The organism is Terriglobus albidus, assembly GCF_008000815.1.
GTDB lineage: Bacteria > Acidobacteriota > Terriglobia > Terriglobales > Acidobacteriaceae > Terriglobus > Terriglobus albidus_A.
This window is the reverse complement of the sequence record NZ_CP042806.1, coordinates 5,146,691-5,173,380: the sequence shown is the minus strand read 5'-3', so window position 1 is coordinate 5,173,380 and position 26,690 is coordinate 5,146,691. Positions and strand designations below refer to the sequence as shown.

Below are 26,690 nucleotides of genomic sequence, written 5' to 3'. Positions count from 1 at the left end.
TAACAGAGCCGGGCGCGACGATGGTCGTTGATGTGGGCAAGCTCAAGAGAGAGCGCATCCCCCGATATGAACGGCGGAAACAGACGGGACGTTCCCATTCCAGCAGCGACGTCCCTTGCTGTTGCATGCCCTAATGCAACAACTTCAAATACACCCGCTCGGTTGGTATTATCTACTAGAAGATACCGTCTCGCACTGCCCAACTGCTACCACTCGCGCAAATCGTCCCATACCTCGACTTATCAGTTTACGTGCCGTCTATCCCCAGGTTTCCTTGGCACGATTTCGTTTGAGATGCATCTGTCTGTTGCAGCATGATTGCAAAGCACCGAGGATGGCGACGTTATGCAACAATTCCAACTCCTGGCACAACCGCTTTGGGTCAATACGCTCGTATTAATTCCGGTGGTTTTGTTTTTCAGCTGCCGAAGCAGAGGCCTCCAGATTTCAGGGCGGAAGCTTCTTGTCACTGCGATTTTTGCCCTGGCCTTCGGCTTCGTGGAAGCCGCCGTCGTGGTTTATCTGCGCGCGGCTACTGGTCTCTTACCAGGCTATTCAGGCGCGCTGTCACAGATCCAGCAGACAGCGGGAATGGCGCATCTGGAGATTGCAACTATCGGTCACTTTCCGCATACCCTGCTGACTATAGAAATGGTGCGCGAAGCAGCAACGATGGTAATGTTGGTCAGCATTGCTTTGCTGACTGGTGCCAGACCCATAGAGCAGTGGGCCGTTTTCCAGTGGACATTTGCCATCTGGGATATCAGTTACTATGCAGGACTCTGGGCGACGATTCGCTGGCCCACATCCCTCAAGGATCTCGACATCTTGTTTCTCATCCCAGTGCCCTGGCTGGCACAGGTCTGGTATCCGCTGCTGGTGAGCTCCCTTACTCTCATCATCATCGTGGGATTGAGCCGAAAAGAAAGCAGGCTTGTCTGAGTGACAGGACGGAAATCGAAACCTGGGACAGACGGGATGTAAACAGATAAGGTTCGCACAGGCACAATTGATGTTTGAAGCGTAGATTTATCGCGTTCGGAATGGGAACGCCCCGTCTGTCTCCTGGTTCCCCAGAATTGGAGAGATGACCCTTCGCTAATCAGCTTCCTGCGTTCCTTGTGACCCTTGTGTTGTGCGCCGGCGGCGCACAACACTGTCCACTCACGCCGTGTGCTTTGTCCTCTAAAGCTGCCGTTCATGGAAGTCGATTTGCGGCGTACACTTGAAGAGATTCTCCATCTCTCCGAGGTTAGAGCGTGTCCAACGGGAAGCGACGTTTTGCGTTGGTCCTTGGGACTCTAGTTCTGGCACTGATCATCGCCGGCGCATACATCGTCTTCTCTTCGCCGTTCTTGTCCGGGGGTAAACCCTCCACGATCGCGCATTTCACCCCAGTATCCTTTGAGGCCCGAGCAGCTTCTCCATTCTTCTACTCGATAGGCAACGACCTGAAGTACTCCGATGAGATTGACCCGCGAGCGCCGACCCTGGTGAGTGGGTTCATCAAGGATTACCTCGTCGCGCCGAATGGACAGTTGATTGCTGTGGTAGTGAACGGCGCATTGGTAATCGTAGATTCGGAAAAACATGCAGTACGGACCATCACGAAAGTGGATTCGATCTATCGTGAACCAAAACCGATAGGAACACCGTTCTATCGCGACGATAATTTCCAGTGGTCAAGAGATTCTCGCGCGCTCTACATCATCAAGGACGAGTTCTACGAATCAAAGGGATCGCAGCTGTTTTCGAGCAAAGGGGAGCTCTGGAGATACGATCTGGAGACAGGGCATTTGCAACTGGTCCTAAAGTCGTTCCCAGCGTACACGTACTTCTTTGGTCGGGAGCCGGGCGTGTATTTTTCGGTACCAACCGAGAAGGGAGATCTCCACCTTCAGTACTTCGACGGAATCAACGTGAATGATGTTGAAGGCTCTTTTGCTGCCACGATTCCGGTACGTTCCCTCCAAAAGACGTTCTTGGAGTCACCGTTCTTTTCATTTTCGATTTTTGCCTATCAGGACCACGAACTTCGAAGTCATCAGGCTGCGCTTGTTTCAGCTCAAAGTGATCCGAACCAGGATTTTAGGATCGGGAGCAAAACTTACGTATCCTTTACGCGCGGCGAAGGGTTGAAGGGCGAGTATTACTGTTCGGAACTGCTCAGGAGCGTGTTCCTTCCAGGAAATCGCTATTTTCTTCTCAACACCCCTTACTGCGAAAACTTCAACGGACAACTGCTCATTGATACGGAAAGCGGAAAATACAAGACTCTGCCTTCAGATACGCGGGTGTATGTCACATTGAATACGAACGCAAACCCCGATTACCGAATTACAGCAGGCGGAATGGCATATGAATAAGCCTTGGTCGATTGATTGGGGTGATTGAAGCCTGGGGAAACCTGGGGACGGACGGGACGTAAACAGACAAGTTGAAGTATGGGCGATTTGCGCGAGATAGAGGCTGAACTGATTCTTTGGAGCACCGGGCGGGAATTGAACCCGCGAATACTGGTTTTGCAGACCAGCGCGTTAGCCACTTCGCCACCGGTGCTCTGGAACTCCGCCGCGCCGCAGTGAAGGGCCCGGCGGAGTTGAATTTCCTGTTACAGATTACAACAACACTACGTTATTTCGGCTGTGCGGTCGTGCGCAGGTAAGGCTTCACGGTCTTGTAGCCCGGGAAGATCTTGTCTGCTTCTTCGTTCGAGACCGCGCCGGTGATGATGACATCTTCGCCGGGCTTCCAGTTCGCCGGAGTCGCAACCTTGTGCTTGGCGGTGAGCTGGATGGAGTCCAGAACGCGCAGGATCTCATCGAAGTTGCGGCCCGTGGTCATCGGGTAAGCAAGCTGCAGCTTGATCTTCTTGTCGGGTCCGATGACGTAGACCACGCGAACGGTGGCGTTGTCGGCCGGGGTGCGGCCCTCGCAGCTATCGCCGGCTTCGGCGGGAAGCATGCCGTACAGCTTGGCAACGGCCAGGTCGGTGTCAGCGATGATCGGATAGTTCACATCGGCGCCGGTCACGTCCTTGATGTCCTGTGCCCAGCGGCTGTGGCTCTCTGCCGGGTCGATGCTAAGGCCGATGACCTTGGCGCCGCGGGCAGCGAAGTCCTTCTCGAGAGCGCCTACGGCGCCGAGCTCGGTGGTGCAGACCGGAGTGAAGTCCTTGGGGTGCGAGAAAAGTACTGCCCAGTTGTCGCCGATCCACTCGTGGAAGTTGATCGTGCCTTGCGAAGTTTCCGCCTTGAAATCGGGAGCGGTGTCATTGATCCGGAGTGACATCTGCTTTGTTTCCTTCCTTGAAAGTTCGTTCGTTTCCTATCGGGTCAAAAAGCGGCCGAAAGTTGAAAACCCACCCGGCCTGCAGGCTTCGGGTGGGTTTCTGAGTCCTAATCTCTGAACTATTGTCAGTTCGATTCGCTCATTCGCACACCCGCACCGGGCCACAGCAACAGCAGCGGCAGCAGCACATGCAGGAGTTGGCAAAACGAGTGATCATTAGCTTGATACAAAGCCTAGCCCTCTGATGGGGCCGGTGTCAAACCTGCGGAATATGGCAGAATTCTCCGGGGTCACAAGCATCCTATAGCGCGAACGCGAAAACGGAGGAATGAGAGTAATGGCGTGGACAAGGCGTGAATTTACCAGACTAGGTGCACTCAGCACGGCAGCCATCGCTGTCCCTGGTGCGGTTCCAGACATATTCGCACAACAACAGGAACGGGTTGGATTCGCCGTCATCGGGCTGGGTGTTATCGCCGACCACTTCATGCGGGGTGTGAAGCAGTCACAGCGTTGTAAGATCACGGCCCTGGTCAGCGGTCATCGTGACAAGGCCGAGCGCATCGCGGCGGAGTATGGCGTCCCCAAGGACTCGATCTATAGCTACGAAGACTTCGACCGCATCCGCGACAACAAGACGGTGCAGGCGGTTTATGTCGCTCTGCCGAACTCGATGCATGCCGAATACACCATCCGCGCGGCCAAGGCGGGCAAGCATGTCTTCTGCGAAAAGCCCATGGCGCTGAGCTCGGCTGAGTGCCAGCAGATGATCGATGCCTGTAAAACCGCGAACGTGAAGTTGATGATCGCCTACCGCATGCAGTATGAGCCGCTGACGCTGAAGTGCATCGAGATGGTGCGCAGCGGCAAGATCGGCGACGTGGTCGCATTTGAAGGGCAGTTCGGTTTCAATATTCAGCCTGGCGTATGGCGTACGAAGAAGGCCTTGGCCGGCGGCGGCAGTGTCTACGACGTCGGCATCTACGCGCTGCAGGCGGCACGCATGTTCACGGGGGAGGAGCCGGTAGAGATCAAGGCCGTTGCCAGTACAGTGCATAAGAATGATCCGCGCTTTGCAGAGATGGAAGAGTCGGTCGAATGGAGCATGCGCTTTCCCAGCGGTGTGGTAGCCAGTTGTGCCTCCACCTACGGAGGACAGATGGAAGGCTTCATGCGCGTTCATGGCGTTTCCGGAACCCTGGAGATGGGGCCGACCTATGGCTATGACGGTGTCACCATGCGAGGCCGGGCGAAAGGCGAGCACTGGGAGGAGAGCAATCCGGAAAAAGACCCGAAGCAGTTTGAGCGCGAGGCCGATCACTTTGCGGAGTGTGTCCAGACTGGGCGCACGCCAAAGACTCCCGGTGAAGAGGGCCTGCGCGATCTTACTTATATTGAGAAGATCTACGAGTCAGCAGGCGTCAAGCTGTAGAGCATTTCCCTGTGGGTGTGATGCAGGGCTTCCTCATCTGTGGGCGTTTTCCGCAATGAAAACGCCACCGCACGCTCTTTCCGGGATACCCAGCAACAGGGAAAATGTTCTAAGGGACCGGCAGATCGTAACAAGCAGGAGCATCGAAGTATGGCAGACGGCAGAGAAGAGCGAGCGGAAGAAGAGGCCCGGCGCGAGTGGGATGGCAAGCGGCGCGGCGGCCACGAACGTGACTACGACAGCGAGTACGACGGACCCGAAGGTGACCGGGAGCGTGGCGGCTCGTAGCCCGATCGGAACACAATAACCAGTTCCGGGCCCACTCGAAAGGGGTGGCCTGGAGCACGCTGCTCTGGTCTGGGAGTTCCTCTGTACACACACTAGTCTGTGCCTTGGGGGGGGGTATGTATGAAATGCGTGTGCATCACCGCAGCCACTGATGCCATTGAGACCTTCGAGTTCGCCCTGGCCGAGGTAGATACTCCAACCTGCGGCGAAGGTGAGATTCTTATCCGCGTCCACGCCGCTGCAGTTACGCCGAGCGAGCTCCTCTGGTCCCCCACAACCCATGCGAAAGACGGCAGCCCGCGCGTTAGACCGATTCCCGGGCATGAGTTTTCCGGTACCGTCGCCGCGGTCGGCGGCGGAGTAGCGGGCATGGTGCCCGGGCAGGCTGTTTTTGGCATGAATGACTGGTATGCCAACGGCGCACTGGCGGAGTTCTGTGTCACCCAGCCGGAGATGGTTGTCACTTTGCCAAAGAACCTTTCCTTTGCAGCAGCAGCAAGCGTACCGATCTCAGCCCTTACCGCATGGCAGGGGCTCTTCGACCGTGGCGACCTCAGGGCAGGCGAGAAAGTATTGGTGTTAGGCGGCGCCGGAGCCGTTGGAGCGTATGTCATCCAGCTTGCACGGATGCACGGAGCGGAGATTCTCACGACGGCATCAGAAGGGAAGCACGACTTTGTGAAGAAGCTGGGCGCCGAACGCGTGATTGATCCATCGAAGGACAAGCTGGCGGACGTCGTTACCGGCATGGATCTGATCTTCGATACGGTCGGCGGAGATCTGTTGGAACAGGCGTGGCCGCTGCTTCGGAAAGGCGGGCGCATGGTGACTATCGTTGACGAAAATAGCCAGGATCCGCGGGAGCAGGCCGCATTCTTCATCGTGAACGGAGACCGGACACAGCTCTCCGACATCGCCATGCTGCTCGATGCCGGATATCTCGCGCCCTATGTGGCTGCAGAGATCGGTCTGGAGCGTGCGCCTGCCGCCTTTACCAGCCGGGAGATTCGAGGCAATCGCCCCGGTAAGGTCGTCGTTACCATGAGCGACCAGGCGTAGGGTGTATCAGCATGTAGGGTTGTTTGTTTGTCATTTCGGAGCGGAGCGGAGAAATCTGCTTCTCTACGAATATCTTTTCGAACCTGTAAAGACACTCGCGCGTAGCGCGATATCCACCTTTCGCGGGTAAACCGGCAAAGGGTGGGCAAAAAAGCAGATTTCTCCGCTACGCTGCGAAATGACAAAGATGTCAGGTAAGCGCTGGTTCCGACTTCACTTCCTTGTCTTTGTGCAGACGATAGTAGGCCAGGAACTCTTCGCGCGGCATAGCCTTGGCAAAGAACCATCCCTGGCCGTAACGAACGCCGCGGCTGCGCAGATACTCCGCCTGCGCGGCTGTCTCAATCCCTTCAGCAATGATCTCGAGCTGCAGCTCGTTCGCCATATCGATGATGTGGGCGATGACGGTGCTGGTGGCCGACTCCGTGCCGATGGCATCGACGAATGACTTATCGATCTTGAGAACATTCAGCGGGAGCGAGTGGAGAAGGCCCAGGTTCGAGTAGCCGGTTCCGAAGTCGTCCACAGCGATGACGTGTCCCTGTGCCTGCGCGCGCATCAGCGTATCCCGGGCAGCAGTGGCGTTGATGAATCCACGCTCGGTCACCTCCAGCCAGATGCGGTCTGGAGGAATGCGTCTTTCGCGCAGCAGTTCAGCCAGAAGGGGGAGGGGGCGGCCGGTCTCTACATCCTCGGCGCATAGATTGATGGCAATATGCAGGCCGGTTTCGCTGGAGAGGAAGGGATACATATCGGCGATGGTCTTCTCCACAATCTGATCGGTAATCAGGCAGATGAGCTCGCTCTGTTCCGCCACTGGGATAAAGATGTTCGCGCCGACGATTGTCCCATCGGGGCGGTGCCAGCGTGCAAGGGCCTCCGCACCAATGCAGCGGCCGGTCGCCAGCTCGACGATGGGCTGATACCAGGGAATGAACTCTTTGCTCTTGACGGCGATCTCCAGCTCGGAGAGAGGCGAGAGCCGGCGGCGCAATGCCCAGGCGATCAGGCCGACCATGAGGCTCGCCATCAGGAAGCCAAGAGGCAACAGCATCGCCTGTTGACGGCGAAAGTTCGCGTGCGTATAGGTGCGGTGTTCGATGGCTACAGCTATCCAGAGCGGTGTCCGGTAGCTGGAGTAGAGGAAGTTACCGGCCGCGCCGGGACCTGGATGATCGATTGCCTGGCGAACAACCGCCGGGTCAGGATTGTTGAGCGTGGCCAGAACCTCGCCTTTGCTGTTCGCCAGGGCGAGGGTCATTTCATTGTCGACCAGAACGTCGACCATGCGGATGGGATCGACCAGCACGTTGTGCGAGCCATACTCGAAGCCGATCATGGGCTGGCCTCGGGTGACAAGGGGGATCACGCGTGTGTGAACGCCGATGCCTTCGATCTGGTAGTCCGCCGGACGCCGCGCAGGAGGATGCTCGACTACGCCCCACGAGGTGCAGACAAGATATCCATCTTTGAAGAAGCCCACCTCATTAATGGCGCGGTGATTCATGGTGTACAACCGCATGGCTTCAATGTGCGCCTGGGAGCAGTCATGCCAATGCTGGGCCTCCACGTCCTTCAACGCTGCAATCGCGTCGTTAAGCGTGATGTTGGCCCGCATGACGGTCCAGTTGCCGTAGTCGGTCAGGTGGCGCTGTTCCGTCTCGATGGAGCGAGAGCGGCCAAGCAGATACATCGCCATCAGCGGAAGCACGGCGGCGGTGCAGGAGAGAAGTACGGCTCCGGCGATGAGACGGGATCGCTTCAGGGCATCTACTCCTCGTCGGTTATAACGCTCAAGGGTATATCACTTGCCCGCAACTCAAATCTATGGAGATGTACATGGGCCTTTTAGCCCATGTACATGCCGCCATTTACATCAAGTGTGTGTCCGGTAATGTAGCCGGCCTCTTCACTGGCGAGGAAGGCGACTGCATAGCCAACTTCTTTGTCGGTACCGGGACGGCCCAGCGGAATCTGTGTGCCGAAGAATGCTTTTTGCTCGTCGGACAGGACGTGGGTCATGGCCGTCTCGACAAAGCCGGGCGCAACCGCGTTGACGGTGATGCTGCGGCTGGCAAACTCGCGCGCCAGCGCCTTGGTCATGCCGACCAGGCCGGCCTTTGAGGCGGCGTAGTTGACCTGTCCGGCCTGTCCGATCTCGCCGACAACTGAGGTGATGTTGATGATCCGGCCCCAGCGGTTCTTCATCATCGGCGAGATCAGCGCCTGGGTCAGAAGAAAGCTGCCGGTCAGGTTGGTAGAGAGCACGGAGTCCCAGTCGTCGCGCTTCATACGCAGGACCAGCGTGTCGCGGGTAATGCCGGCATTGTTGACCAGAATCTCTACCTTGCCGAGTTTGGCGATGATCTCCTTGGCCGCGGCCTTGATGGACTCCTCAGAGGAGATATCGAGAGCGAAGGCCTCGGCGGTACCGCCGGCCTCGCGAATCTCGGCTGCGACGGCCTCAAGCTTGTCGATCTGGCGTGCGGCCAGTGCGACGGTGGCTCCGTGACGGGCAAGTTCCAGTGCGCAGGCGCGTCCAATGCCCTGCGATGCTCCAGTGACGAGTGCGATACGGCCTTGAAGTGTCGGCATCTTTGCTGCGGGTACTCCTTTTTGCTGTCAGTGCCGATTATAGGCGGGCGAACGCCGATGTAGACCTCCATCTGCCGCCCGGGAAAATGACCGGCGTATTCCAGATGCCGATTGGCTATGCTTGGAGATGCCATGAGTGACGTCCGCCAGAACCCCACCGCATTTCCGGAGAACATGAACACGACCGAGGTGTACGCCATACACGGCGCCGACCCTGAGGTGTTGGCCTATGCGATGGCCAAGTATTCGCGCTCCGCTCTTTCGATGAAAGAGTCGCTGAAAGAGATCAGCACGCAGCGCGCTGAACAGTTCCTCAACACGTTCTACTTTGCCTACGGCCATCGCTCCATCGCCGACCTGGCGCACGTCGCTTTTGCGATCGAACGGCTGAGCCTGTTGGCAGCGATTGCGCTGGTGGACGAGCAGCGCTGGGATGGACAGGAGCGCTCGACCCGCTACCAGGACTTTAAAAAGAGCGGCTGGTATACGCCGGCACTGGGCGAAAAGACCGCGGAGTACACCGCTGCCGCCGAGAAGCTGTTCATCGCCTACGACCGCATCGGCAAGCAGATGCTGGAGACGCTGAAGGAAGCGATCCCCCAGCCGGCCGAGATGAAAGACGATGCCTATGTGCGCACGCTCAAGGCGCGGGCGTTTGATGTGGCTCGTTACCTGCTGCCGCTGGCGACGAATACCTCCCTCGGACAGATCGTGAATGCACGTACGCTGGAAGGGCAGATTGCGCGCCTTCTCGGTTCGGAGTTTGCCGAGATTCGGCAGCTTGGCGAGAAGTTGCGTGAAGCCGCCAGTGGACCGGCATGGAACGTTCATGCCGATGAGGCCCGGGTGCTGTGCCAGGAGATCTCATCCGTGGATGGGATTTGCGGTGATCGTGCCATGTCGGTTCTGGGCCGCGAGGTGAAGGTCTCTCCCACGCTGGTCAAGTACACCCAGCCCTCTGCCTATGAGGCATCGACAAAGCAGGAACTGCGTGCTGCCGCGGCTGAGCTGATGCAGGGAGCGGCGATTGAGCCGGCTCCGGTGGTCGATCTGGTGGATGATTCCGAGGGGCTGGAAGTAGAACTTGCGGCGTCATTGCTCTATCCACACTGCCACTACTCCTACCGCCAGATTCGCAATGTGGTCACCGGTTTGTCTGCAGCGCAGCGCGATGGCATTGTGGCACTCGGAGCGAAACATCGTGGACGGCACGACGAGCTCACGCGCGCCTTCTCTTCGGGCCACGGCTTCGGCTTCGACATCCTGATGGACATCGGCGGCTTCCGCGACATGCACCGCCATCGCAAGTGCGTGCAGCTCATCCAGGAGTTTACGGACGTGCATGGCTACGACATCCCCGAGTGCCCAGGCCAGCCGACGCTGGCCGATGCAGGTCTGGAAGTGGAGTACCGTGAAGCGATGGAGGCAAGCTTTGCCGCCTACCGTGCACTCCGCGACTCCGGTCTGCCGGAGGCGGAACAGTCAGCCCAGTACCTGCTGCCGCTGGGGACGCGCGTCCGTGCACTCTTCAAGATGGACTTCGCAGAAGCCCTCTATATCAGTGAGTTGCGTTCCGGCGTCGCCGGACACTTCTCCTATCGCAACGTGGCATGGCAGATGTATCGTGCCGTAACTGAGCGCCATCCCTCGCTGGCAAGCTACTTCCGTACGGTAGACATCGACGAACCCATCGACCTGTTGAAACGGTAGGCACTTGTCATTTCGTAGCGTCAGCGGAGAAATCTGCATCTCTACTCCCGAACTGCGAATAGAGCAGATCCCTAGGGGATGACAACAGAGAAGCCTACCTTGGCGGTTGAGGAATACCTCGTAAGCTAAACAAAAAGAAATCTTTACAGGAACTACGCAAAACGGGGAGCGCAAAGCGCTCCCCGTTTCTCTTGCAACCAGCAACTAGCATCCAGCAAGTGCTTTTGACACTGTCGCAACCGGGCTCCCGGTATACTGCAAGGGCAAGCCTCCTCACCAAATGACTGAAAAAATTATCAATTTTCTCTTGCCGTACATTACCGGCCTGATCGCCGCGCTGCACTATCCCGGCATTGTTCTCCTTATGGGCATTGAGTCGGCCTGCATTCCGCTTCCCAGCGAAATCATCATGCCGTTTGCCGGCTATGTGGTCTACCAGGGCAAGATGAGCCTCTTCTGGGCCGCCACTATGGGTGCGCTCGGTTGCAATCTTGGCTCGGTGGTGGCGTACTGGCTGGGAGCCTACGGCGGACGTCCGTTGGTGGAGAAGTTCGGGCGCTACGTGCTGATGAGCAAGCACGACCTCGACCGTGTCGACCATTACTTCCAGAAGTACGGAGACATCACGGTCCTGATTGGCCGTCTGCTGCCCGTGGTGCGCACCTTTATAGCGCTCCCCGCCGGCATCGCAAGGATGCCGCAGCTCCGCTTCCACATCTATACCTTTATCGGCTCCTGGCCATGGTGCTTTGCGCTGGCATGGGTGGGAATGAAGGCAGGCGAAAGCTGGAACGACCCTAACTCCATGCTGAAGAAGGTTTTGCACAAGGCGGATGCCGCGATCCTGCTGCTGCTCGTCGCCGGCATCGTCTGGTTCGTCTGGACGCACCTGAAGAATTCACGCAGCGAAGCAAACGCTTAAAAGCAGTTTCTAGTTTCTAGTTGCCAGTTGCCAGTTTGACTGGCGAGCCTGTGATGGGTTCCCCTGCCTCGGTGTGTTGAGGCGTTCTGATCGCCCATGCCGCACCTCGTCAACTGGCAACTGTTAACTGGCAACTGTTTTTAGAGGGGCCAGAGCCACGCTGCTCCGCGGACACCGGAGGAGTCGCCGTGCTTGGCGTGGACTACGGGCGTGTCTACGCCGCCGCCGAAACTGTACTTTTCGATCAGGGCTGGGAGGTTCTCGTAGAGGCGTTTTGCCTTCGAAAGCCCCCCTCCCATGACGATCACGTCGGGGTCGAGGATGTGGATAACGTTGGATAAACCCCTGGCCAAACGGTCCTCCAAACGAGAAAAAGCAGCCATGGCATCAGGGTCGCCACCCTCGGCCATGACCCCCACCTCGGCGCCGGTTTTTGCGACACCGGTAACGCGAGTGAAGTCGTTGCCCAGACCGGTCCCGGAGACCCAGGTCTCCATGCAGCCGTGCTTACCGCAGTAGCAGGGAGGACCGGGAACCTCATCAGCCGTGGGCCAGGGCAGGCCATTGTGCCCCCACTCTCCGGCGATGGCATTGCGCCCCTCGTGGACGCGGCCGTGCAGGGCGATGCCTCCGCCGCAGCCGGTTCCGATGATGACAGCGAAGACGGTGGCGATGCCTGCGGCGGCGCCGTCGGTCGCCTCGGAGACGGCGAGGCAGTTCGCGTCGTTGGCGCAGCGGACTTCACGGTTGAGTGCCGTGCTCAGATCGCGCTCAAACGGCTTGCCGATCAGCCAGGTTGAATTCGCGTTCTTGACCAGCCCCGTGCTGCGCACAATGGTGCCCGGCATACCTACACCGACTGTGGCGGAGATACCAAGTTCAGACTCTATTCCGGTGACTAAGTCACGGATAGCTTCGACGGTTGCGGAGTACTCTCGCGGGGTTGAAATGCGTAACCGTTTACGTTCCTGGCCGTGCTCATCCAACACCAGGGCCTCTATCTTCGTTCCACCCAGATCAATGCCAATACGCGCGTTCTGCATGGTTAAAGCATAAGTTGTCGCACATGAAATTGGTGAGATACTTTAGCTTCCGTACAACGGAAAACAACGGAAAGTAACAAACATAGAGGGAAGGTTGTGACGCAGTATGTCTAATCACAACGCAGCCAACGAAGCTGCGGCGCAGATTCAGCCCGCCAAGGGAAAGCTTGGCGTCATGATTCCAGGCATGGGAGCAGTTGCGACGACGCTCATCGCAGGTGTTGAAGCAGTTCGCAAAGGTTTTGCAAAACCGATCGGTTCACTGGCCGAGATGGGAACCATCCGGCTCGGCAAGCGTACCGAGGGAAATTCACCGCTGATTAAGGACTTCGTTCCACTGGCTGACCTGAATGACCTCGTCTTCACCGGTTGGGACATCTTCGGTGGCAATCTATATGACGCCGCAAAGACGGCTCAGGTTCTCGATCGCGATCAACTGGATCAAATTAAGCCGTTCCTCGAAGGCATTGAGCCGATGCCGGCGGTCTTTGACAAGCACTACGTCAAGCGTCTCGATGGCAAGAAGGTGAAGACCGGCCGCAGCAAGTGCGATCTGGCCAATCAGATCCGAAACGATATCGCGGAGTTCAAGACCAGGACCGATCGCCAGGTGATGATCTGGTGCGGCTCCACCGAGATCTTCCTGGAGCCGAAAGAGGTCCACTCCACGCTGGAAAAATTTGAAAAAGGCCTGGTTAACGACGACCCCGATATCGCTCCGTCGATGATCTACGCGTGGGCCTGCCTGAAGGAAGGCATTCCCTTCATCAACGGCGCGCCCAATCTCACCGTGGATATTCCTGCGCTGCAGGACCTTTCGAAGCAGGCAGGTGTGCCCACCGCGGGTAAAGACTTCAAGACCGGCCAGACCTTCATGAAGACCGTGCTTGCGCCGGCCTTCAAGACCCGCATGCTAGGCCTCTCAGGCTGGTACTCGACCAACATTCTCGGCAACCGCGACGGTGAAGTTCTGGACGATCCGGATAACTTCAAGACCAAGGAAGAGACCAAGCTCGGTGTGCTGGATTACATCCTGCAGCCGAAGCTCCATCCGGATCTGTATAAGGATATCTATCACAAGGTCCGCATCAACTATTACCCGCCGCGCGGCGATAACAAAGAAGGCTGGGATAATATCGATATCTTCGGATGGCTCGGATATCCGATGCAGATCAAGGTCGACTTCCTCTGCCGCGACTCCATTCTGGCCGCGCCGCTGGCACTGGATCTGATCCTCTTCATGGACCTCGCCAATCGCACACCGGCGCTGAAGAAGCTGGGCATGCAGGAGTGGCTGAGCTTCTACTTCAAGGCGCCGACGGTGCCTGAAGGTCTGTATCCGGAGCACGATCTGTTTATACAGTCGATGAAGCTGAAGAACACTCTTCGTCACATTATGGGTGAGGGTCTTATTACTCACTTAGGCTTGGATTATTACGGGGATTAGTTATTAGTTGAATCGTTGAATGGTTGAATAGTAAGTAAGCCTCCGCATGCGGAGGCTTACTTGTCTGCAGGCGCCGCCTTTTCCTGTCATCCTGAGCAGAGCGAAGGACCCGCTTCATCGGTGTGGCTCAATGCTTTATCCAGTCACTACACTGGGCGCCCCATCCATCGCGTATCGGAGTGAAGCGCGATGGGTTGGGATATTCGCGCTGTGCACGAACCGTTTCCGGTGATGAGATTCTGACAATTGGACCGCCCCATCTCCGGAAGGAGTCCGATTTGGGCCGGTCTGTGAGGTTCCAGACCGAGCTAGGGTGGTCATCTGTTACCCTGCAGGCGCATACTACGTCTAAGAAGGTGCCGGGGTGCGTTCCCCGGCGGATGAGGTGTCGCAATGCGTCGGTTTCAGACAGCCATACTCGCGCTGGCGATGGCCGGATTGGCCGTCCCGGGTGCGGTCTACGCACAGTCGCAGCCCAGCGATAAGGACAGCAGCAAGTCTCCCCAGTCACCAACCGGCTCCCCCGTGCCGACCGACGCCAGCAAATCCACGCCTGAAGAGATCCAGAAGGCGAAGGAAGAGGCTGCGAAGAAGGCCGATTCCATCCCGCAGCCGGGCGAAAAGCTGAACAAGAACATTAAGAAGGGCAGCGACGACGACGTCGATGCTGCCGGCACCCGCGATATCGGCGGCCGCGGTATGGGCAACTGGTACTCCACCGACTGGGAGATCAGGAACGGCAAGGGCTACGCCATGGAGATCGAGCGCAGCGCCCGCCTGATCAACGACCCTGTCATCAATGAGTACGTCAACCGCATCGGCCAGAACATCGTAAAGAACTCCGACTCGAAGGTTCCGTTCACCATCAAGGTGCTCGATACCGATGAGGTCAATGCTATGGCTCTGCCCGGCGGCTTCTTCTACGTGAACAGCGGGCTCATTTTGGCCTGCGACGAAGAGGCTGAGCTGGCAGGTGTGATGGCCCATGAGATCGCTCACGTGGCGGCGCACCATGCAGCCCGCGAGATGACCCGCATGAACTACATGCAGATCGGCCAGGTGCCGCTGATCATCTTCACCTCGGGAACCTGGACCGGATACGGTATCTACCAGGCCAGCCAGCTCGCTCTGCCGCTGACCTTCCTGCAGTTCTCCCGTAACTTTGAAGCGCAGGCCGACTGGCTCGGACTGCAGTATATGTACCGCTCCGGCTACGATCCGCAGGCGTTTATCCAGTTCTTTGAAAAGATTGACGCCCTGCAGAAGCACAAGCCCGGCATGATCTCCAAGGCCTTCAGCTCGCATCCGCAGACGCCTGACCGTATCGAGCGTAGCGAGGATGAGATCGCCACCATCCTGCCGTCAAAGCCGGACTACGTGGTCACGACCTCGGAGTTCGATGACGTGAAGGCCCGCCTGGCGCGGCTCGAGAACAAGCGCAAGCTGAACGACACCAAGGATGGCAACAAGCCCACCCTGCGCCGCACCGCCGGCGGCAACAACGACCCGGACTCGAACGGCAACGGCAAGTCGGATGACGACCGCCCGACCCTCGGCCGCCGCGAGTAGCGTTGTCTCACTCCCAAAAAGATGCCGCCCAGATAGCCTGGGCGGCATCTTTCGTTTAAGTCCTTGCTGAAATTTTGATTAACGTCGAATCTTCCCTGGGCGTCGTTCATCTAGTTAGACGGTTATCGAAATATTCGAGTTCTACAACGGAGGGGAATCATGGGAGTTTTGAACGGAAAGGTCGCCGTCGTAACGGGCGCTTCGAAGGGCATCGGCGCGGGTATCGCAAAGAAGCTGGCTGCAGAGGGCGCCGCAGTGGTGCTGAACTACGGGGCCAGCCGTGAGGACGCGGAGAAGCAGATTGCCGAGATCACGAAGAACGGTGGCAAGGCAATTGCCGTGCAGGGAAGTGTCGCCAACAGTGCGGAGGTCGTCCGGGTCTTTGAAGAGGCGAAGAAGGCGTACGGCAAGGTGGACATCCTGGTGAACAATGCCGGCGTTTACGCATTCGCCCCGCTTGCGGAGGTGCAGGAGGCGGAGTTCCATCGCGAGTTCAACACCAATGTTCTGGGAGCGATCCTATCGGCCAAAGAGGCATTGAAGTACTTCCCGGAGGAGGGCGGAAGCATCGTGAATATCGGTTCAGCCGCATCCACGCTGACGGCTCCAGGATCGGTCATCTATTCGGCAACCAAAGCTGCACTGGATGCGGTGACTGGCGTTCTGTCCAAAGAACTCGGCCCGAAGATCCGCGTGAACTCGGTCAACCCTGGACCGGTCGTCACCGAGGGCTACACCACTCTTGGGTTCAAAGACTCCGAGTTTGAAAAGCAGTTCGTCGGACAGATGCCGCTGAAGCGTGTCGGCTCGGTGGAAGAGGTCGCGGATGCAGTTCTGTTCCTCGCCTCGGACGCATCCAGGTGGATCACAGGCGAGAAGCTCGTCGTAGCCGGCGGCCTGCGGTGAGGATCAAAGAGCGCGCGTTTTAGCGGGCCCCTCACTATTCAACTATTCAACTATTCAACAAAACGAGCCCCTGCTTCCCCTCGAATGCTCTGGCTCCCAAACCAGGCACTAAAATAAAAAAATGGCAAAGAAGCAACCGCGTTACACCGATGAGCACGCTGCCGCCGGGCTCGATACCAAGTTTCCTGAGATCGAAACCTGGGCGAACCAGTTTCCGGCCTACGAGATCCTGATCGACGATCCGGAGTTCACCTCCGTCTGCCCCAAGACCGGTCTGCCGGACTTTGGCGTGCTGCAGATTCGCTACATGCCGAAGAAGCGCTGCCTGGAGCTGAAGAGCCTGAAGGAGTATCTGTTCACCTATCGCAACCTTGGCATCTTCCAGGAGAACATCTGCAACCAGGTGTTGGAAGACGTGGTGAAGGCCACCGATCCGGTCTGGGCCGAGGTGAAGGGCGACTTCCGCCCGCGTGGCGGCATCTCGACGATTGTTACCGCTCGCTGGCCACGGCCGAAGAAGTAATAGCGATATCTAACGAACGAGAGAGGCGCCTGCGACAGGCGCCTTTTCTTATGCGTTGCACCGGCGCGAGAAGGTGATCTCGGCAAGCTGATATTCTCCTCACGAATGACGACCTCCACCAAGCTGACGACCAAGCGTGTCGCCGGGGCCACAACCGCCCTCATCCTTCTCACCGCTCTAAACTTCGTCAACTACATTGACCGCTACATCCTGCCCGGTGTGCAGGAGATGGTGAAGGGCGAGTTCCATGCCTCGGACGCGGAGATCGGTTCGCTGACAACGTGGTTCATGCTGGCCTATATCTGCGCCGCACCAATCACCGGCTGGCTGGGCGACCGTTTTCCGCGTAAGCCGCTGGTGGTCTTCGGCGCAATCTTCTGGAGCAGCATGAACCTGCTCTCGGCGACCGTCCACACCTTCGGCGCGCTGAATCTGCGTCATGCGGCTCTGGGACTGGGAGAGGCGAGCTTTGGCATCTTCGCTCCTGCCATCTTGTCTGACTTCTTTCCGGCGCAGGAACGCAACCGGGTAATGACCATCTTCAACCTGGCCATTCCCGTCGGTGCCGCGCTCGGCTACCTGATCGGCGGTATGGTCGGCAGTCATTGGGGCTGGCGCGCTCCGTTCTATGTCTCAGCGGTTCCCGGCATTCTCTTTGCGCTGATGATCCTCTTCCTGATGCGTGAGCCGGAGCGCGGCGCCAGTGAAGCGGAGAAGACCAAGGTTGGTAAAGCCGATCTGCTGGCGCTGGTCACGAACCGCGCCTATCTCAGCTCGATCTTTGGATACGCGTTTATCACCTTCTGCATGGGCGGCCTCTCCTGGTGGATGCCGTCGTTCCTGCATCGGGTGAACGGCTACTCGCTGGGGCAAGCCGGATTCACCATCGGAGCCATCACGGCTGTCACCGGCATTGTTGGGACTGCCACGGGCGGCTGGATCGCCAGCCGCCTAATAAAACGCAATTCCAGTGCGTTGTACCTGGTTTCGGCGTTCGGCTGCCTCTCCTCCATTCCGTTTGCGTTGCTGACTTTTTTCGGCCCATCGTGGATCACGTTGCCTGCGCTCGCGGGGGCAGAGATCTGTCTGTTTCTCGGTACTGGACCCATCAACGCCGCCACGGTCAATGCGGTGACTGCCGCTAACCGGGCATCGGCACTGGCCGGGCAGCTTTTGCTCATCCACCTGCTGGGCGATATGCCCTCGCCACTGCTGATCGGCCTGGTAAGCGACCACTCCAATCTGCGGCTCGGCATGGGCATCACAACCCTCGCCCTGGTTGTCGCAGGTGTAATCCTTCTCCTGGGAGGCCGGTACGTGAAGCGGCAGCCGACAGCCGCATAGCGGCGTTTTACAGCCGCATAACGGCGTTTTACAGCCCATAACTTCGACATCGCTCGAAGCGTTTACGGAAGTGACATCATCCAATCACCATGAGCGAACTTCGCTTGAGCGTTCTGGACCTGGTGGGGCTGCGGCCCGGAGAAGAGGCATCGGAGGGTATTGCCCGTTCCGTAACCCTGGCGCAGCACGTCGAGAACCTTGGTTATCAGCGCTTCCTGCTGGCCGAGCATCACTCCATCGCCGGCATTGCCAGTTCTGCGACAGCCGTGCTCATTGGGCATATCGCAGGCGCGACGAAGTCGATCCGCGTTGGCTCTGCCGGTATCATGCTGCCCAATCACGCGCCGCTGGTGGTGGCAGAACAGTTCGGCACGCTGGAAGCGCTGTATCCCGGACGTATCGATCTTGGCCTGGGACGCGCTCCTGGCGGTGACTTCCACACCATGCGGGCCTTGCGCCGAGACTTGAAGCAGTCTGGCGATGACTTCCCGGCGCTTCTGGAAGAGCTGCGGACGTATCTTGGCGATCCCAGACCGGACCAGATCGTACACGCATTTCCCGGCGAGGGAAGCCGGGTCCCCGTTCTGCTATTGGGTTCCAGTGCTTTTGGCGCACAGCTTGCGGGTATGCTCGGCCTGCCATACGCCTTCGCAGCGCACTTCGCCCCCGAATATCTGTACGCTGCGGCCCGGCTTTATCGCGAGATGTTTCGTCCGGGTGTATTGCAGGAGCCACACATGATGGTCGGCGTACAGGTGATCGCTGCGCCGACAGACGCGGAGGCGAAGCGCCTGTTCACCACTCCGCAACAGCGCTTCCTGCGGCTGATCCGCAACCAGCCAGTGGAGCTGCTGCCTCCGGTGGATTCCATGGACGGCCTGTGGGCCGACTATGAGCAAGCCGCGGTGGAGAGCAAGCTGGGAGCAGCGATTGTTGGCGGTCCGGAGACGGTGCGCGCCGGCATCGAGAAGCTCGCTCGCGACACCGGCGCCAAAGAGATTATTGCCGTCACCGACACCTACGATTTCAACGACCGTCTGCGCAGCTATGAGCTGCTGGCGGAGGCCATGCTTCCCATAGCTACTGTGTAGGGTCGATCAGCTTCATGCCGGAAGGATCGTCTGGCCGCTTCTTCAGTGGCGTGTTGTTTACGGTCACGAAGAATTCAAGTGTCGGATTAACATTCAACTCCCACACGTGACCACCGACCGTCGAGCCGTTGCGTTTACTCAGGACAGCGTGCATGTGCACAACGGGCTTGTCCTGAAAGGTCGCGATATCTCCCATCAGGGAAACTACCTCCACCTGCTCCTGTACAGGGATGGCGACATAGATCTTGCGAGAGAGATCGAGCCAGCCGAGAGTAGCGCTGCTGATGGCTCCGATGGCGGTGAAGTGCGCATCGTTGGCGTGGTACTTGTTGGCGAAGTCGACCATGCCGCTTAGAGCCTCATCGCCCTTCAGGAAGATCACGGCGTAGACTTTCTCTTCCGGCGTATCTTTCACCAGCTTCACCTGCATATGAGGCGCTTTGCCCGGCGGAATAGGTCGTGTGGGCAGGATGGTTTGTTCCTGTGCGTGGGCTTGTGTGAGAGCGAGACAGACGGAGATTGCCAGAGAGATCACAAACGGTCGCATGCCGAAAGAGTATCGTGGATACACGAACAGTGGCGACGCTCAAGGAACACGCAAAACAGATCTATCTGCGGACTCTCGAAGCAGCCCGGCTCGACACGCATCTTGCGGAGCAGGTACGGTGGGCCGACGGTATCCTTCAGGTGGGAGAGCATAGTTTCCCGCTTGAACTCTACCGGCGCGCCGTCATCATTGCACTCGGCAAGGCGGCAGTCCCCATGGCCGTATACAGTGCGGATCTGTTGCGGGGATACCTGCCATTCACGGGATTGGTGCTGGCTCCGGAAAACTCAGGAGCTCCGGCAGAGCTAACGTTTCTGCGTGGATCGCATCCCTTTCCAGACGAGAGCTCGCGCCGTGCCGCCGAGCTCGCGCTCGAGCTGGCACGCGAAGCAGACGGTGAGACCCTGGTGTTGTGGCTTATCAGCGGCGGAGCTTCCGCCATGATGGAGATGCCGTTAGTGCCTGAGATCTCCATGGATGAGATGGCGGCGTTCCATCGCATGCTGGTGCATTCGGGACTGAACATCGCGGAGATGAATGCACTGCGCAAACACGTATCTGCAGTCAAAGGAGGCCGGTTGGCTGTTGCCGCAGCCAATGCTGCGACGCAGGTGACCCTGCTGGTGAGCGATGTGCCGGAGGGGCGCCCGGATGTGATCGCCTCCGGACCCACCATTCCGGATGGAAGTACGATCACCTACTGCCGGGTGTTGCTGTCTCGCTTGAAGGAACCGTTGCCTCCCGCGATCGCTGAACTGTTCGCGGGTCTCGAGCTGCCGGAGACGCCAAAGCGGAACGATCCTGCTTTTGCCAGGGCCTTCTATCTCGAAGTGCTTTCGTCGTCCACTCTTTGTACGGAGGCCGCTGCCATCGCTCGCGATCTCGGATTCGAGGCGGTAGTCGACAACGGATGCGATGAGTGGCCTTATGACAAGGCGGCAGTCTATCTGCTCTACAAGCTTGCCCGCCTGCGGCAACCGGGCAAACGGATAGCGCTGATCTCTGCGGGAGAGGTCGCTGTGCCGGTTACCGGACCGGCCGGCAACGGAGGACGCAACCAGCACTTCGCGCTCTACGCTGCACAACTCATCGACGGTATGGCGAATACTGCTGTGTTAAGTGCCGGCAGTGACGGTCTGGACGGCAACAGCCTGGCTGCTGGGGCAGTGGCTGATACTGCGACCTGGGAATATGCAAAGGATCCTGCCGGAGCGCTGGAACGATTCGACTCCGGAACCGTCTTCTCTCTCTTGGGAGATGCCATCTTCACCGGACCGACGGGGAACAACCTGCGCGATCTGCGGATATTGCTGGCAGACGACTAGCTCACTGCGTTTGAAGTGACCGTAGAAAAGAGCGAGCCCTCTTCCATTCGCCGAAGAAAGCGGCCCATCGAAAGAGCCCGCGGAAGTGCGAATGCATAATCGGCAAAGATGCTGGGATGATAGGCCGAGGGCCAGTGTTCCACGAGGCGGTGTAGCCGCGGCAAATCAATGGCGCGCCGGACCAGATCGACCTGTTCCATCTGTGCAAGCTCAGTCCGGATGGCGGGCAGCTCTGCTGTGAGCAGAGGAAGGAAGTCGGCAGCCTGCAGCCCGCGGCGGCGTTCGTTGCGCACCATGTCAGGAAGGCGGCCCTTCATGGTGGTGCGAATCAGCGAGCGCCGGTCTCCATCTTGGCAGTAAATCTCTTCCGGGATCGATAGACAGAACTCAATGAGATCCCGATCCATCGCGGGGATAACGTCATCAATGGAGGCGACAGTCCTGCCGATGCTTAGATACTGTTCCAGTTCGAGACCAGTGAGTATCTCGGCTCTCTCAAATCGCCCCCTAACCCGGGGGCGTAGCGTGTCGGCAAAATATCCGAACTTCTTGACGAATTCGAGGGACGCACCCATGGCAATTGCACGAGCTGCGGGCTTTCTCCCCGAGAGCTGCATCAGCATGTGGTGTGCCTTAGGGAAGAACGGCTGCGTGAGATTTGCGAGAATGTGTTTCCAGCTTTCGCCATGGCGATGCAGGCCGAAGGCAACGCGGCTCAAGGTGGGAACGCGTCCCGCGATAAGCAGGCCGGGGAGAGCGCGTTGGCCGTGATAGCTTAGGGTGAAATTTCCGGCGACTCCATCCAAGAGAGTAACGGCACCATGCTGGGCCGCCGTCTCCAGAACTGAAAGCAGCCAAACGGCGTTTGGCGGGTTGAGAAAAGGCCGGTCCGCCGCGTCCGTGAAGCGATCGAGAGTCTGGAAGAGACCGCGGCTATGGTTGGAGACGAGGATGTGTTCGATGTTGTCGTGCTGCTGCGCCACGCAGGCGGCAAAAGGGGCCTCATTGGTAAAGCGCGTACAGAAGAGACTCTCGTCCAGTGGGCTCGCGGGAATGGCAGTAAAAGCTACGAGGGAACGGCTCTGAGATGCCAAATACCTGGCGGCGGTATCGGTAAGACTGGAGCTGTCCAGGCCTCCGCTCAGATGGGTTGCAAGCAGACCATGTTCGGGGATTCGGCGGTGTACGGCCTGTTCCAAATAATGCAGCATGCCTTCGGCGTACTCCCGCGAATCGCGAAGGCGGAGTAATGGCGTTTGCAGGGGATTCCAGAATGAACGAATGCTATGCCGGCCATTTTGCCAGACGAGAGCATGCCCCGGGGATATCGTCTGAATCCCTTCAAAGAAGGTGTTTGTGGAGAGATGTAAGTGCCCTCCCAGCCACTCCGCGACTCGCTCTTCGTCAGGCCGCGCAAGCCTTCCGCTGAGCTGCAGCAGGTGTCTGGCGAGCGATGCGAACGTAATGCCGTGTGGCGTGAAGGTGAAATGGAGAGGCCGAACTCCTGCGGCATCGCGCGCCAGCAGAAGTTTGCGTTGGACGCCATCCCAAACTGCGAGAGAAAAATCTCCTATCAGACGGCCCGGTAGTTCATCTCCCCAGTGACGCCACGCACATTTAAGCAACTCTGAGAGCGATGCCCCAAGAGGCAGATCAAGAGCTGAGGACAGATCGGTCCGATTGTCAATACGGCCATCGAGCTGAAGAACGAGCTCTGGCGTGGAGAAATAAACGGTATCAGAAGAGGCAAGGAGAAGGGCGCCGGGAAGAGATTGCCGCTTGCCTTCGGAGAAACAGGAAGGAATGCGATTAGTCGGTGTCGGGCATATCGTCCCCTGGCAGATTCCTGCAATCCACATACTCAAAAGGTAATCAACCAATAAATCGGATTAGGGGTAAACGCTGTCGTTTATGCACACACTGGCACAATGAATCCTCGGCGTCGGTGTGGAGAGTTGTGCGGTGAGGCGATGTATATTCACGTCGCCTCACTGCATCTTTGCAATATTCTCTTTTGGATTCTGGGGGAAGGGACTAGGAGAAACCACCAGCATCGCCACCGCTGTTGGTTACAGTGCTCTCTGCATCTCCGGCTTCCAGAACCGTGAGAGTTGGCTGATGCCAGGTGGGGGTAGTTTCAGGGGCCTTGGACTGTTCAGCAGCGGATGCGACTTCCTGCATTTACAACCTCGTAGAAAGAAATTAGGTGATTTTCGAAGCTAAGGTAACATGGCAAAATCAACGTAACAAAGGACTAGCAGGTTACGACGATAACCAATGTATCGTTCAATTCCCATTTTGGGAACAATTGAGCGAGTTCTGGTTACGCTTTGCCGCCCACCAATATCATCGGCCGGTCTTGCGGTTGCGAGAGATGGTCTTCCGATTGGAACGATTAACTGATCAACATGCTGACGATCGAAGCCGATACCAGGTTGGCCATCGTTCCGGCCAGCATGGCGCGCAGGCCGAGCCGGGCAAGGTCGTTGCGGCGGCTGGGGGCCAGGGCTCCGATACCGCCGATCTGCATGCCGATGGAGCCAAGGTTGGCGAATCCGCAAAGGGCAAAGGTGGCAATCGAAAGCGATCGGGCGGAGATACCGTGCGCGTTTGCCAGGTCACCGAGGTTCTTGTAGGCGATGAACTCATTCAGAATGGCTCGGGTTCCGAGCAGGTTCCCCACCGTACGCGCTTCATGCCAGGGAATTCCGATCAGCCACGCCACCGGTGCACAGAGAAACCCGAGAACCGAGTTCAGCGAGGGCGGGAAGGGAATATGTTTCGCAATGCCGCCCATGATGCCGTTTGCCAGGCCTACCAGGGCCAGAAAGCTGATCAGCATGATGGCCACATTGAAGGCGAGCTGTCCGCCATCGATGGTGCCGCGCGCGATAGCGCCGATCAGGTTCTCTTTGGAGTGCTCCCCATCCTGCGGAGGCATGTGAACGGTACCGGCGGTAGCGGGAACTTCGGTCTCCGGCACCAGCATCTTCGAGAGCAGGATGGTGCCGGGCGCAGTCATGATGACTGCCGAGAGCAGGTCCTTCGCATGGATACCGAAGGAGATATACGCAGCCATAATGCCGCCGGAGACGTGGGCCATGCCCGAGGTCATGATGGTCATCAGCTCTGACCGCGTCGCTCCATTCAGAAACGGGCGAATGGTCAGCGGCGCTTCGGTCTGGCCCATGAAGATGCTGGCGGCAACGTTCGTGCTCTCCGCGCCGGAGGTTGCCATCGTCCGCTGCATCACCCACGCCATGCCACGGATGACCCACTGCATGACGCCCAGGTGATAGAGCACAGCGAAGAAGGCGGAGACGAAGATGATGGTCGGCAACACCGCGAAGGCAAAGATGCTGAGCGGGCTCTTAGGATCGCCCAGCGGACCAAAGACCATCGAGGATCCATCGACCGAGTGGCCCAGGAAGCTGGTGATGAAGTAAGAGCACTTGGCCAGGATCTGTTGTCCAACCGTCCACTTGATGACCAGAAAGGCGAAGAGCAGTTGCAGCCCCAGGCCCCAGCCCACGGTGCGCCAGCGAATCGCTTTGCGGTTGGTGGACAGAACGTACGCGACGCCAAGCAGCGTCACCAGGCCAAGCAATCCGGTAAATCGACCCAAATCATGACTCCAGGGGGTGAACGGTGTACACGGAGTGTAACGGCCTCCGCGCCGCTACACCAGTGCTACTTCACATCAGCCGCGGTAATTGGTTTCAGAATGAGCGGACGCACCTGCGGCTTCTCGTCGCTGATCTCCATGGTCTCGATCAGCATCTCAGCTGGACCATCGATCTTCGAAGTGCTGGCCGCGAAGATGGTCACTAGTGGATCGCCTTCCTTCAGGTAGTCACCGAGTTTGGCGTGCATCGTCAGGCCGGCATCGGCGCTGACCGGGTCACCTGGCCGTTCGCGTCCGGCGCCCAGACGCTGGATCGCCCAGCCGACCTGCGTGCAATTCATCGATGCCAGGTAGCCGCTACGCTTTGCTGTCAGGGTGCGGGTGGCGGCTGGCTTGTGGAAGGCTGCTGGATTCTCGAAGACGCGGACATCGCCACCATGGGCTTCTACCATCAGTACCCAGTGCTCCCAAGCCTTGCCGTTCTCCAGCAGTTCCTTGCTGAGGCGTTCGCCCTCTTCCGCGGAACCTGCCTTCCCGCCGAGGAAGAGCATCTGTCCGGCGAGGCCAATCGTCAACTCGATGAGGTCTTCGCTAAAGGGGTGGCGAATACCTTTCATGATGTCCACGCACTCCCACACCTCAATCCAGTTGCCGCTGAAACGGCCCAATGGCTGATCGACGGTCGTGAGCAGAGCACCGGTCTTTGTGCCGGCGAGCTCACCGGTCGAGACCAGAAGGCTGGCCAGAAACTCCGCGTCCTCGACCTTCTTCATGAAGGCGCCGGAGCCGGTCTTTACGTCCAGCACCAACGCATTGAGGCCGGCAGCGAGCTTCTTGCTCATGATGCTGGCGCAGATCAGATAGGGCGATTCCACCGTGCCGGTGTGGTCGCGCATGGCGTAGAGGATGCGGTCGGCGGGGACCAGGCGTTCGGTCTGCCCGATGATGGAGCAGCCGGCCTTGCGGATGACCTCACCGAACTGTTCCATGGTGAGCTGCGTGTTGTAGCCGGGAATGGTCTCAAGCTTGTCCAGGGTCCCACCGGAGTGTCCCAGCGAGCGGCCCGAGATCATCGGGACACACAGGCCCGCGGCGGCCGCAATGGGCGCCAGCAGCAGCGATGTCTTGTCACCGATACCGCCGGTGGAGTGCTTATCGACATTGGTCCCGCGCGAGATGGCGGCGTCGAAGACCTCGCCGGAAAAACGCATGGCGCTGGTCAGATAGGCAAGCTCGGTGCGGGTGAGACCGCGCTGAAAGACTGCCATCAGAAAGGCGGCGAGCCGGGCGTCGGTGACGTCACCGGATACAACGTCGGCGATGAAGTTTTCGATCTGTTCGCCGCTCAATTCCTTGCCGTCGCGCTTGGCAAGGATGATGTCAATGGGATGAAGATGTTCAGACATGGTGCTGCAGGTCCTTCGCGTGCATCAGGACAGCATACCGGCTCACCGGCGGCTAGTCGTGGGCGAGTTTGAAGCCGAAGGGAATCAGGGCGGATAACGGCGCTGAGGCGGCCACTCCATCAAGACCGGGGAAGAAGATCCAGGTCTCGGTGTCGCCGAACTCCAACAGAGTCTGGCGGCAGGCGCCGCAGGGCATGCTGGCCGCACCGTTCAGGTTAGTGACAGAGACGGCGCGGATCTTGATCTCTGGTCCCTTGTGCGACACCGCCGAGGAGATGGCGCTTTGCTCGGCGCAGCAGGTTAGCCGGTACGACGCGTTTTCTACATTGCAACCCACATGAATGGAGCCGTCAGAGAGAAGCACCGCCGCTCCCACCTTGAACTTCGAGTACGGGGAATAAGAGTTCCGCGCGACGCGCTGGGCGAGCGTGTGGAGTTGCTCAATCAGTTCATGGTCCAGGCCGGAGGCGTGCGGTTTCGGAGCTGTCGTCATCGTGGAAAACGATCATACCAAAGGCAACGGCTGGGTTTGATGGTGGGTGTAACCAGCACTCGCCATAAGCCTCA

General features: G+C 58.4%; 24 protein-coding genes and 1 tRNA gene. 14 read left to right on the top strand and 11 right to left on the bottom strand.

The genetic code is table 11. The features are described 5' to 3' along the window. Positions 1 to 345 precede the first annotated feature (345 nt). Both FTW19_RS20830 and FTW19_RS20825 read left to right on the top strand, forming a co-directional pair. The gene (locus tag FTW19_RS20830) at positions 346 to 942 is read left to right on the top strand and encodes a hypothetical protein (protein WP_147649474.1); all 597 of its coding nucleotides are present in this window, start codon (positions 346 to 348) and stop codon (positions 940 to 942) included. A 317-nt stretch (positions 943 to 1,259) separates the two neighbouring features. Then, on the top strand, positions 1,260 to 2,366 hold the full coding sequence (locus tag FTW19_RS20825; protein WP_147649473.1) for a hypothetical protein: 1,107 nt from the start codon (positions 1,260 to 1,262) through the stop codon (positions 2,364 to 2,366). A 117-nt stretch (positions 2,367 to 2,483) separates the two neighbouring features. Here FTW19_RS20825 and FTW19_RS20820 read toward each other — a convergent pair. Together FTW19_RS20820 and FTW19_RS20815 are read right to left on the bottom strand one after the other, a co-directional pair. Continuing rightward, positions 2,484 to 2,559, bottom strand: a tRNA-Cys gene (locus tag FTW19_RS20820). 75 nt (positions 2,560 to 2,634) lie between these two features. Beyond that, on the bottom strand, positions 2,635 to 3,291 hold the full coding sequence (locus FTW19_RS20815; RefSeq protein ID WP_147649472.1) for a peroxiredoxin: 657 nt from the start codon (positions 3,289 to 3,291) through the stop codon (positions 2,635 to 2,637). A 337-nt stretch (positions 3,292 to 3,628) separates the two neighbouring features. Here FTW19_RS20815 and FTW19_RS20810 point away from each other — a divergent pair, with 337 nt between their 5' ends. The 3 genes from FTW19_RS20810 to FTW19_RS20805 all read left to right on the top strand — a co-directional run bounded on the left by FTW19_RS20810 (position 3,629) and on the right by FTW19_RS20805 (position 6,070). Further along, on the top strand, positions 3,629 to 4,723 hold the full coding sequence (locus tag FTW19_RS20810; protein WP_147649471.1) for a Gfo/Idh/MocA family protein: 1,095 nt from the start codon (positions 3,629 to 3,631) through the stop codon (positions 4,721 to 4,723). A gap of 150 nt (positions 4,724 to 4,873) precedes the next feature. Next, positions 4,874 to 5,011 carry a hypothetical protein gene (locus tag FTW19_RS25925; RefSeq protein ID WP_187143086.1) on the top strand — a complete coding sequence of 46 codons (138 nt, stop codon included), beginning with the start codon at positions 4,874 to 4,876 and terminating at the stop codon, positions 5,009 to 5,011. Between the two features lie 120 nt (positions 5,012 to 5,131). Continuing rightward, positions 5,132 to 6,070: an NADP-dependent oxidoreductase gene (locus FTW19_RS20805; protein ID WP_147649470.1), complete on the top strand. Its 939-nt coding sequence runs from the start codon at positions 5,132 to 5,134 to the stop codon at positions 6,068 to 6,070. 190 nt (positions 6,071 to 6,260) lie between these two features. Here the strand turns inward: FTW19_RS20805 and FTW19_RS20800 are convergent, their stop codons facing one another. Beyond that, complete coding sequence (locus FTW19_RS20800) at positions 6,261 to 7,781, bottom strand: EAL domain-containing protein (RefSeq protein ID WP_222705484.1); 1,521 nt, start codon at positions 7,779 to 7,781, stop codon at positions 6,261 to 6,263. 137 nt (positions 7,782 to 7,918) lie between these two features. Continuing rightward, positions 7,919 to 8,665: a 3-oxoacyl-[acyl-carrier-protein] reductase gene (fabG, locus tag FTW19_RS20795; protein ID WP_147649468.1), complete on the bottom strand. Its 747-nt coding sequence runs from the start codon at positions 8,663 to 8,665 to the stop codon at positions 7,919 to 7,921. 132 nt (positions 8,666 to 8,797) lie between these two features. Here fabG and FTW19_RS20790 point away from each other — a divergent pair, with 132 nt between their 5' ends. After that, complete coding sequence (locus FTW19_RS20790) at positions 8,798 to 10,375, top strand: FAD-dependent thymidylate synthase (protein WP_147649467.1); 1,578 nt, start codon at positions 8,798 to 8,800, stop codon at positions 10,373 to 10,375. Positions 10,376 to 10,655: 280 nt separating this feature from the next. Further along, positions 10,656 to 11,297: a DedA family protein gene (locus FTW19_RS20785; RefSeq protein ID WP_147649466.1), complete on the top strand. Its 642-nt coding sequence runs from the start codon at positions 10,656 to 10,658 to the stop codon at positions 11,295 to 11,297. A gap of 140 nt (positions 11,298 to 11,437) precedes the next feature. On the opposite strand, the gene FTW19_RS20780 is transcribed toward FTW19_RS20785, so the two are convergent. Continuing rightward, positions 11,438 to 12,340, bottom strand: coding sequence for an ROK family protein (locus FTW19_RS20780; RefSeq protein ID WP_147649465.1), 903 nt, complete (start codon positions 12,338 to 12,340; stop codon positions 11,438 to 11,440). Positions 12,341 to 12,446: 106 nt separating this feature from the next. Between FTW19_RS20780 and FTW19_RS20775 the strand changes: the two genes are divergently transcribed. The 6 genes from FTW19_RS20775 to FTW19_RS20750 all read left to right on the top strand — a co-directional run bounded on the left by FTW19_RS20775 (position 12,447) and on the right by FTW19_RS20750 (position 19,220). Continuing rightward, the gene (locus FTW19_RS20775; RefSeq protein ID WP_147649464.1) at positions 12,447 to 13,787 is read left to right on the top strand and encodes an inositol-3-phosphate synthase; all 1,341 of its coding nucleotides are present in this window, start codon (positions 12,447 to 12,449) and stop codon (positions 13,785 to 13,787) included. Between the two features lie 393 nt (positions 13,788 to 14,180). Beyond that, positions 14,181 to 15,356 carry a M48 family metalloprotease gene (locus tag FTW19_RS20770; protein WP_147649463.1) on the top strand — a complete coding sequence of 392 codons (1,176 nt, stop codon included), beginning with the start codon at positions 14,181 to 14,183 and terminating at the stop codon, positions 15,354 to 15,356. Between the two features lie 159 nt (positions 15,357 to 15,515). Then, a complete protein-coding gene (locus FTW19_RS20765) occupies positions 15,516 to 16,262 on the top strand; it encodes an SDR family NAD(P)-dependent oxidoreductase (protein ID WP_147649462.1) in 747 nt (248 codons plus the stop codon). Positions 16,263 to 16,383: 121 nt separating this feature from the next. Then, entirely contained in the window at positions 16,384 to 16,785 is a 402-nt protein-coding gene (gene queF, locus FTW19_RS20760) for a preQ(1) synthase (RefSeq protein WP_147649461.1), read from the top strand. 105 nt (positions 16,786 to 16,890) lie between these two features. After that, complete coding sequence (locus FTW19_RS20755; protein WP_147649460.1) at positions 16,891 to 18,129, top strand: spinster family MFS transporter; 1,239 nt, start codon at positions 16,891 to 16,893, stop codon at positions 18,127 to 18,129. Positions 18,130 to 18,218: 89 nt separating this feature from the next. Further along, positions 18,219 to 19,220: an LLM class flavin-dependent oxidoreductase gene (locus FTW19_RS20750; protein WP_147649459.1), complete on the top strand. Its 1,002-nt coding sequence runs from the start codon at positions 18,219 to 18,221 to the stop codon at positions 19,218 to 19,220. Here the strand turns inward: FTW19_RS20750 and FTW19_RS20745 are convergent. Then, on the bottom strand, positions 19,210 to 19,767 hold the full coding sequence (locus FTW19_RS20745; protein ID WP_246153423.1) for a PPC domain-containing DNA-binding protein: 558 nt from the start codon (positions 19,765 to 19,767) through the stop codon (positions 19,210 to 19,212). The genes FTW19_RS20750 and FTW19_RS20745 overlap by 11 nt on opposite strands. A 14-nt stretch (positions 19,768 to 19,781) precedes the next feature. On the opposite strand from FTW19_RS20745, the gene FTW19_RS20740 reads away from it, so the two are divergent. After that, positions 19,782 to 21,092 (top strand): glycerate kinase type-2 family protein, encoded by a 1,311-nt coding sequence (locus tag FTW19_RS20740; protein ID WP_187143085.1) that lies wholly within the window; start codon positions 19,782 to 19,784, stop codon positions 21,090 to 21,092. Here the strand turns inward: FTW19_RS20740 and FTW19_RS20735 are convergent. The 5 genes from FTW19_RS20735 to cdd all read right to left on the bottom strand — a co-directional run bounded on the left by FTW19_RS20735 (position 21,089) and on the right by cdd (position 26,616). Next, a complete protein-coding gene (locus FTW19_RS20735; protein WP_147649457.1) occupies positions 21,089 to 22,951 on the bottom strand; it encodes an asparagine synthetase B family protein in 1,863 nt (620 codons plus the stop codon). The genes FTW19_RS20740 and FTW19_RS20735 overlap by 4 nt on opposite strands. A gap of 175 nt (positions 22,952 to 23,126) precedes the next feature. Beyond that, positions 23,127 to 23,273 (bottom strand): hypothetical protein, encoded by a 147-nt coding sequence (locus FTW19_RS25920; protein WP_187143084.1) that lies wholly within the window; start codon positions 23,271 to 23,273, stop codon positions 23,127 to 23,129. A 214-nt stretch (positions 23,274 to 23,487) separates the two neighbouring features. Further along, positions 23,488 to 24,717, bottom strand: coding sequence for a NupC/NupG family nucleoside CNT transporter (locus tag FTW19_RS20730; RefSeq protein WP_147649456.1), 1,230 nt, complete (start codon positions 24,715 to 24,717; stop codon positions 23,488 to 23,490). A 65-nt stretch (positions 24,718 to 24,782) separates the two neighbouring features. Then, positions 24,783 to 26,123, bottom strand: a complete 1,341-nt coding sequence (locus FTW19_RS20725) for a thymidine phosphorylase (RefSeq protein ID WP_147649455.1) — start codon at positions 26,121 to 26,123, stop codon at positions 24,783 to 24,785. 52 nt (positions 26,124 to 26,175) lie between these two features. Further along, complete coding sequence (cdd, locus tag FTW19_RS20720; RefSeq protein ID WP_147649454.1) at positions 26,176 to 26,616, bottom strand: cytidine deaminase; 441 nt, start codon at positions 26,614 to 26,616, stop codon at positions 26,176 to 26,178. Positions 26,617 to 26,690: the final 74 nt, after the last annotated feature.

Excerpts from the sequence above, each read along its gene's own strand:
- FTW19_RS20830 (WP_147649474.1), top strand. The coding sequence starts at position 346 with ATGCAACAATTCCAACTCCTGGCACAACCGCTTTGGGTCAATACGCTC.
- FTW19_RS20815 (WP_147649472.1), bottom strand. The coding sequence starts at position 3,291 with ATGTCACTCCGGATCAATGACACCGCTCCCGATTTCAAGGCGGAAACT.
- FTW19_RS20810 (WP_147649471.1), top strand. The coding sequence starts at position 3,629 with ATGGCGTGGACAAGGCGTGAATTTACCAGACTAGGTGCACTCAGCACG.
- FTW19_RS25925 (WP_187143086.1), top strand. The coding sequence starts at position 4,874 with ATGGCAGACGGCAGAGAAGAGCGAGCGGAAGAAGAGGCCCGGCGCGAG.
- FTW19_RS20805 (WP_147649470.1), top strand. The coding sequence starts at position 5,132 with ATGAAATGCGTGTGCATCACCGCAGCCACTGATGCCATTGAGACCTTC.
- fabG (WP_147649468.1), bottom strand. The coding sequence starts at position 8,665 with ATGCCGACACTTCAAGGCCGTATCGCACTCGTCACTGGAGCATCGCAG.
- FTW19_RS20790 (WP_147649467.1), top strand. The coding sequence starts at position 8,798 with ATGAGTGACGTCCGCCAGAACCCCACCGCATTTCCGGAGAACATGAAC.
- FTW19_RS20785 (WP_147649466.1), top strand. The coding sequence starts at position 10,656 with ATGACTGAAAAAATTATCAATTTTCTCTTGCCGTACATTACCGGCCTG.
- FTW19_RS20780 (WP_147649465.1), bottom strand. The coding sequence starts at position 12,340 with ATGCAGAACGCGCGTATTGGCATTGATCTGGGTGGAACGAAGATAGAG.
- FTW19_RS20775 (WP_147649464.1), top strand. The coding sequence starts at position 12,447 with ATGTCTAATCACAACGCAGCCAACGAAGCTGCGGCGCAGATTCAGCCC.
- FTW19_RS20770 (WP_147649463.1), top strand. The coding sequence starts at position 14,181 with ATGCGTCGGTTTCAGACAGCCATACTCGCGCTGGCGATGGCCGGATTG.
- FTW19_RS20765 (WP_147649462.1), top strand. The coding sequence starts at position 15,516 with ATGGGAGTTTTGAACGGAAAGGTCGCCGTCGTAACGGGCGCTTCGAAG.
- queF (WP_147649461.1), top strand. The coding sequence starts at position 16,384 with ATGGCAAAGAAGCAACCGCGTTACACCGATGAGCACGCTGCCGCCGGG.
- FTW19_RS20755 (WP_147649460.1), top strand. The coding sequence starts at position 16,891 with ATGACGACCTCCACCAAGCTGACGACCAAGCGTGTCGCCGGGGCCACA.
- FTW19_RS20750 (WP_147649459.1), top strand. The coding sequence starts at position 18,219 with ATGAGCGAACTTCGCTTGAGCGTTCTGGACCTGGTGGGGCTGCGGCCC.
- FTW19_RS20745 (WP_246153423.1), bottom strand. The coding sequence starts at position 19,767 with ATGCGACCGTTTGTGATCTCTCTGGCAATCTCCGTCTGTCTCGCTCTC.
- FTW19_RS20735 (WP_147649457.1), bottom strand. The coding sequence starts at position 22,951 with ATGTGGATTGCAGGAATCTGCCAGGGGACGATATGCCCGACACCGACT.
- FTW19_RS25920 (WP_187143084.1), bottom strand. The coding sequence starts at position 23,273 with ATGCAGGAAGTCGCATCCGCTGCTGAACAGTCCAAGGCCCCTGAAACT.
- FTW19_RS20725 (WP_147649455.1), bottom strand. The coding sequence starts at position 26,123 with ATGTCTGAACATCTTCATCCCATTGACATCATCCTTGCCAAGCGCGAC.
- cdd (WP_147649454.1), bottom strand. The coding sequence starts at position 26,616 with ATGACGACAGCTCCGAAACCGCACGCCTCCGGCCTGGACCATGAACTG.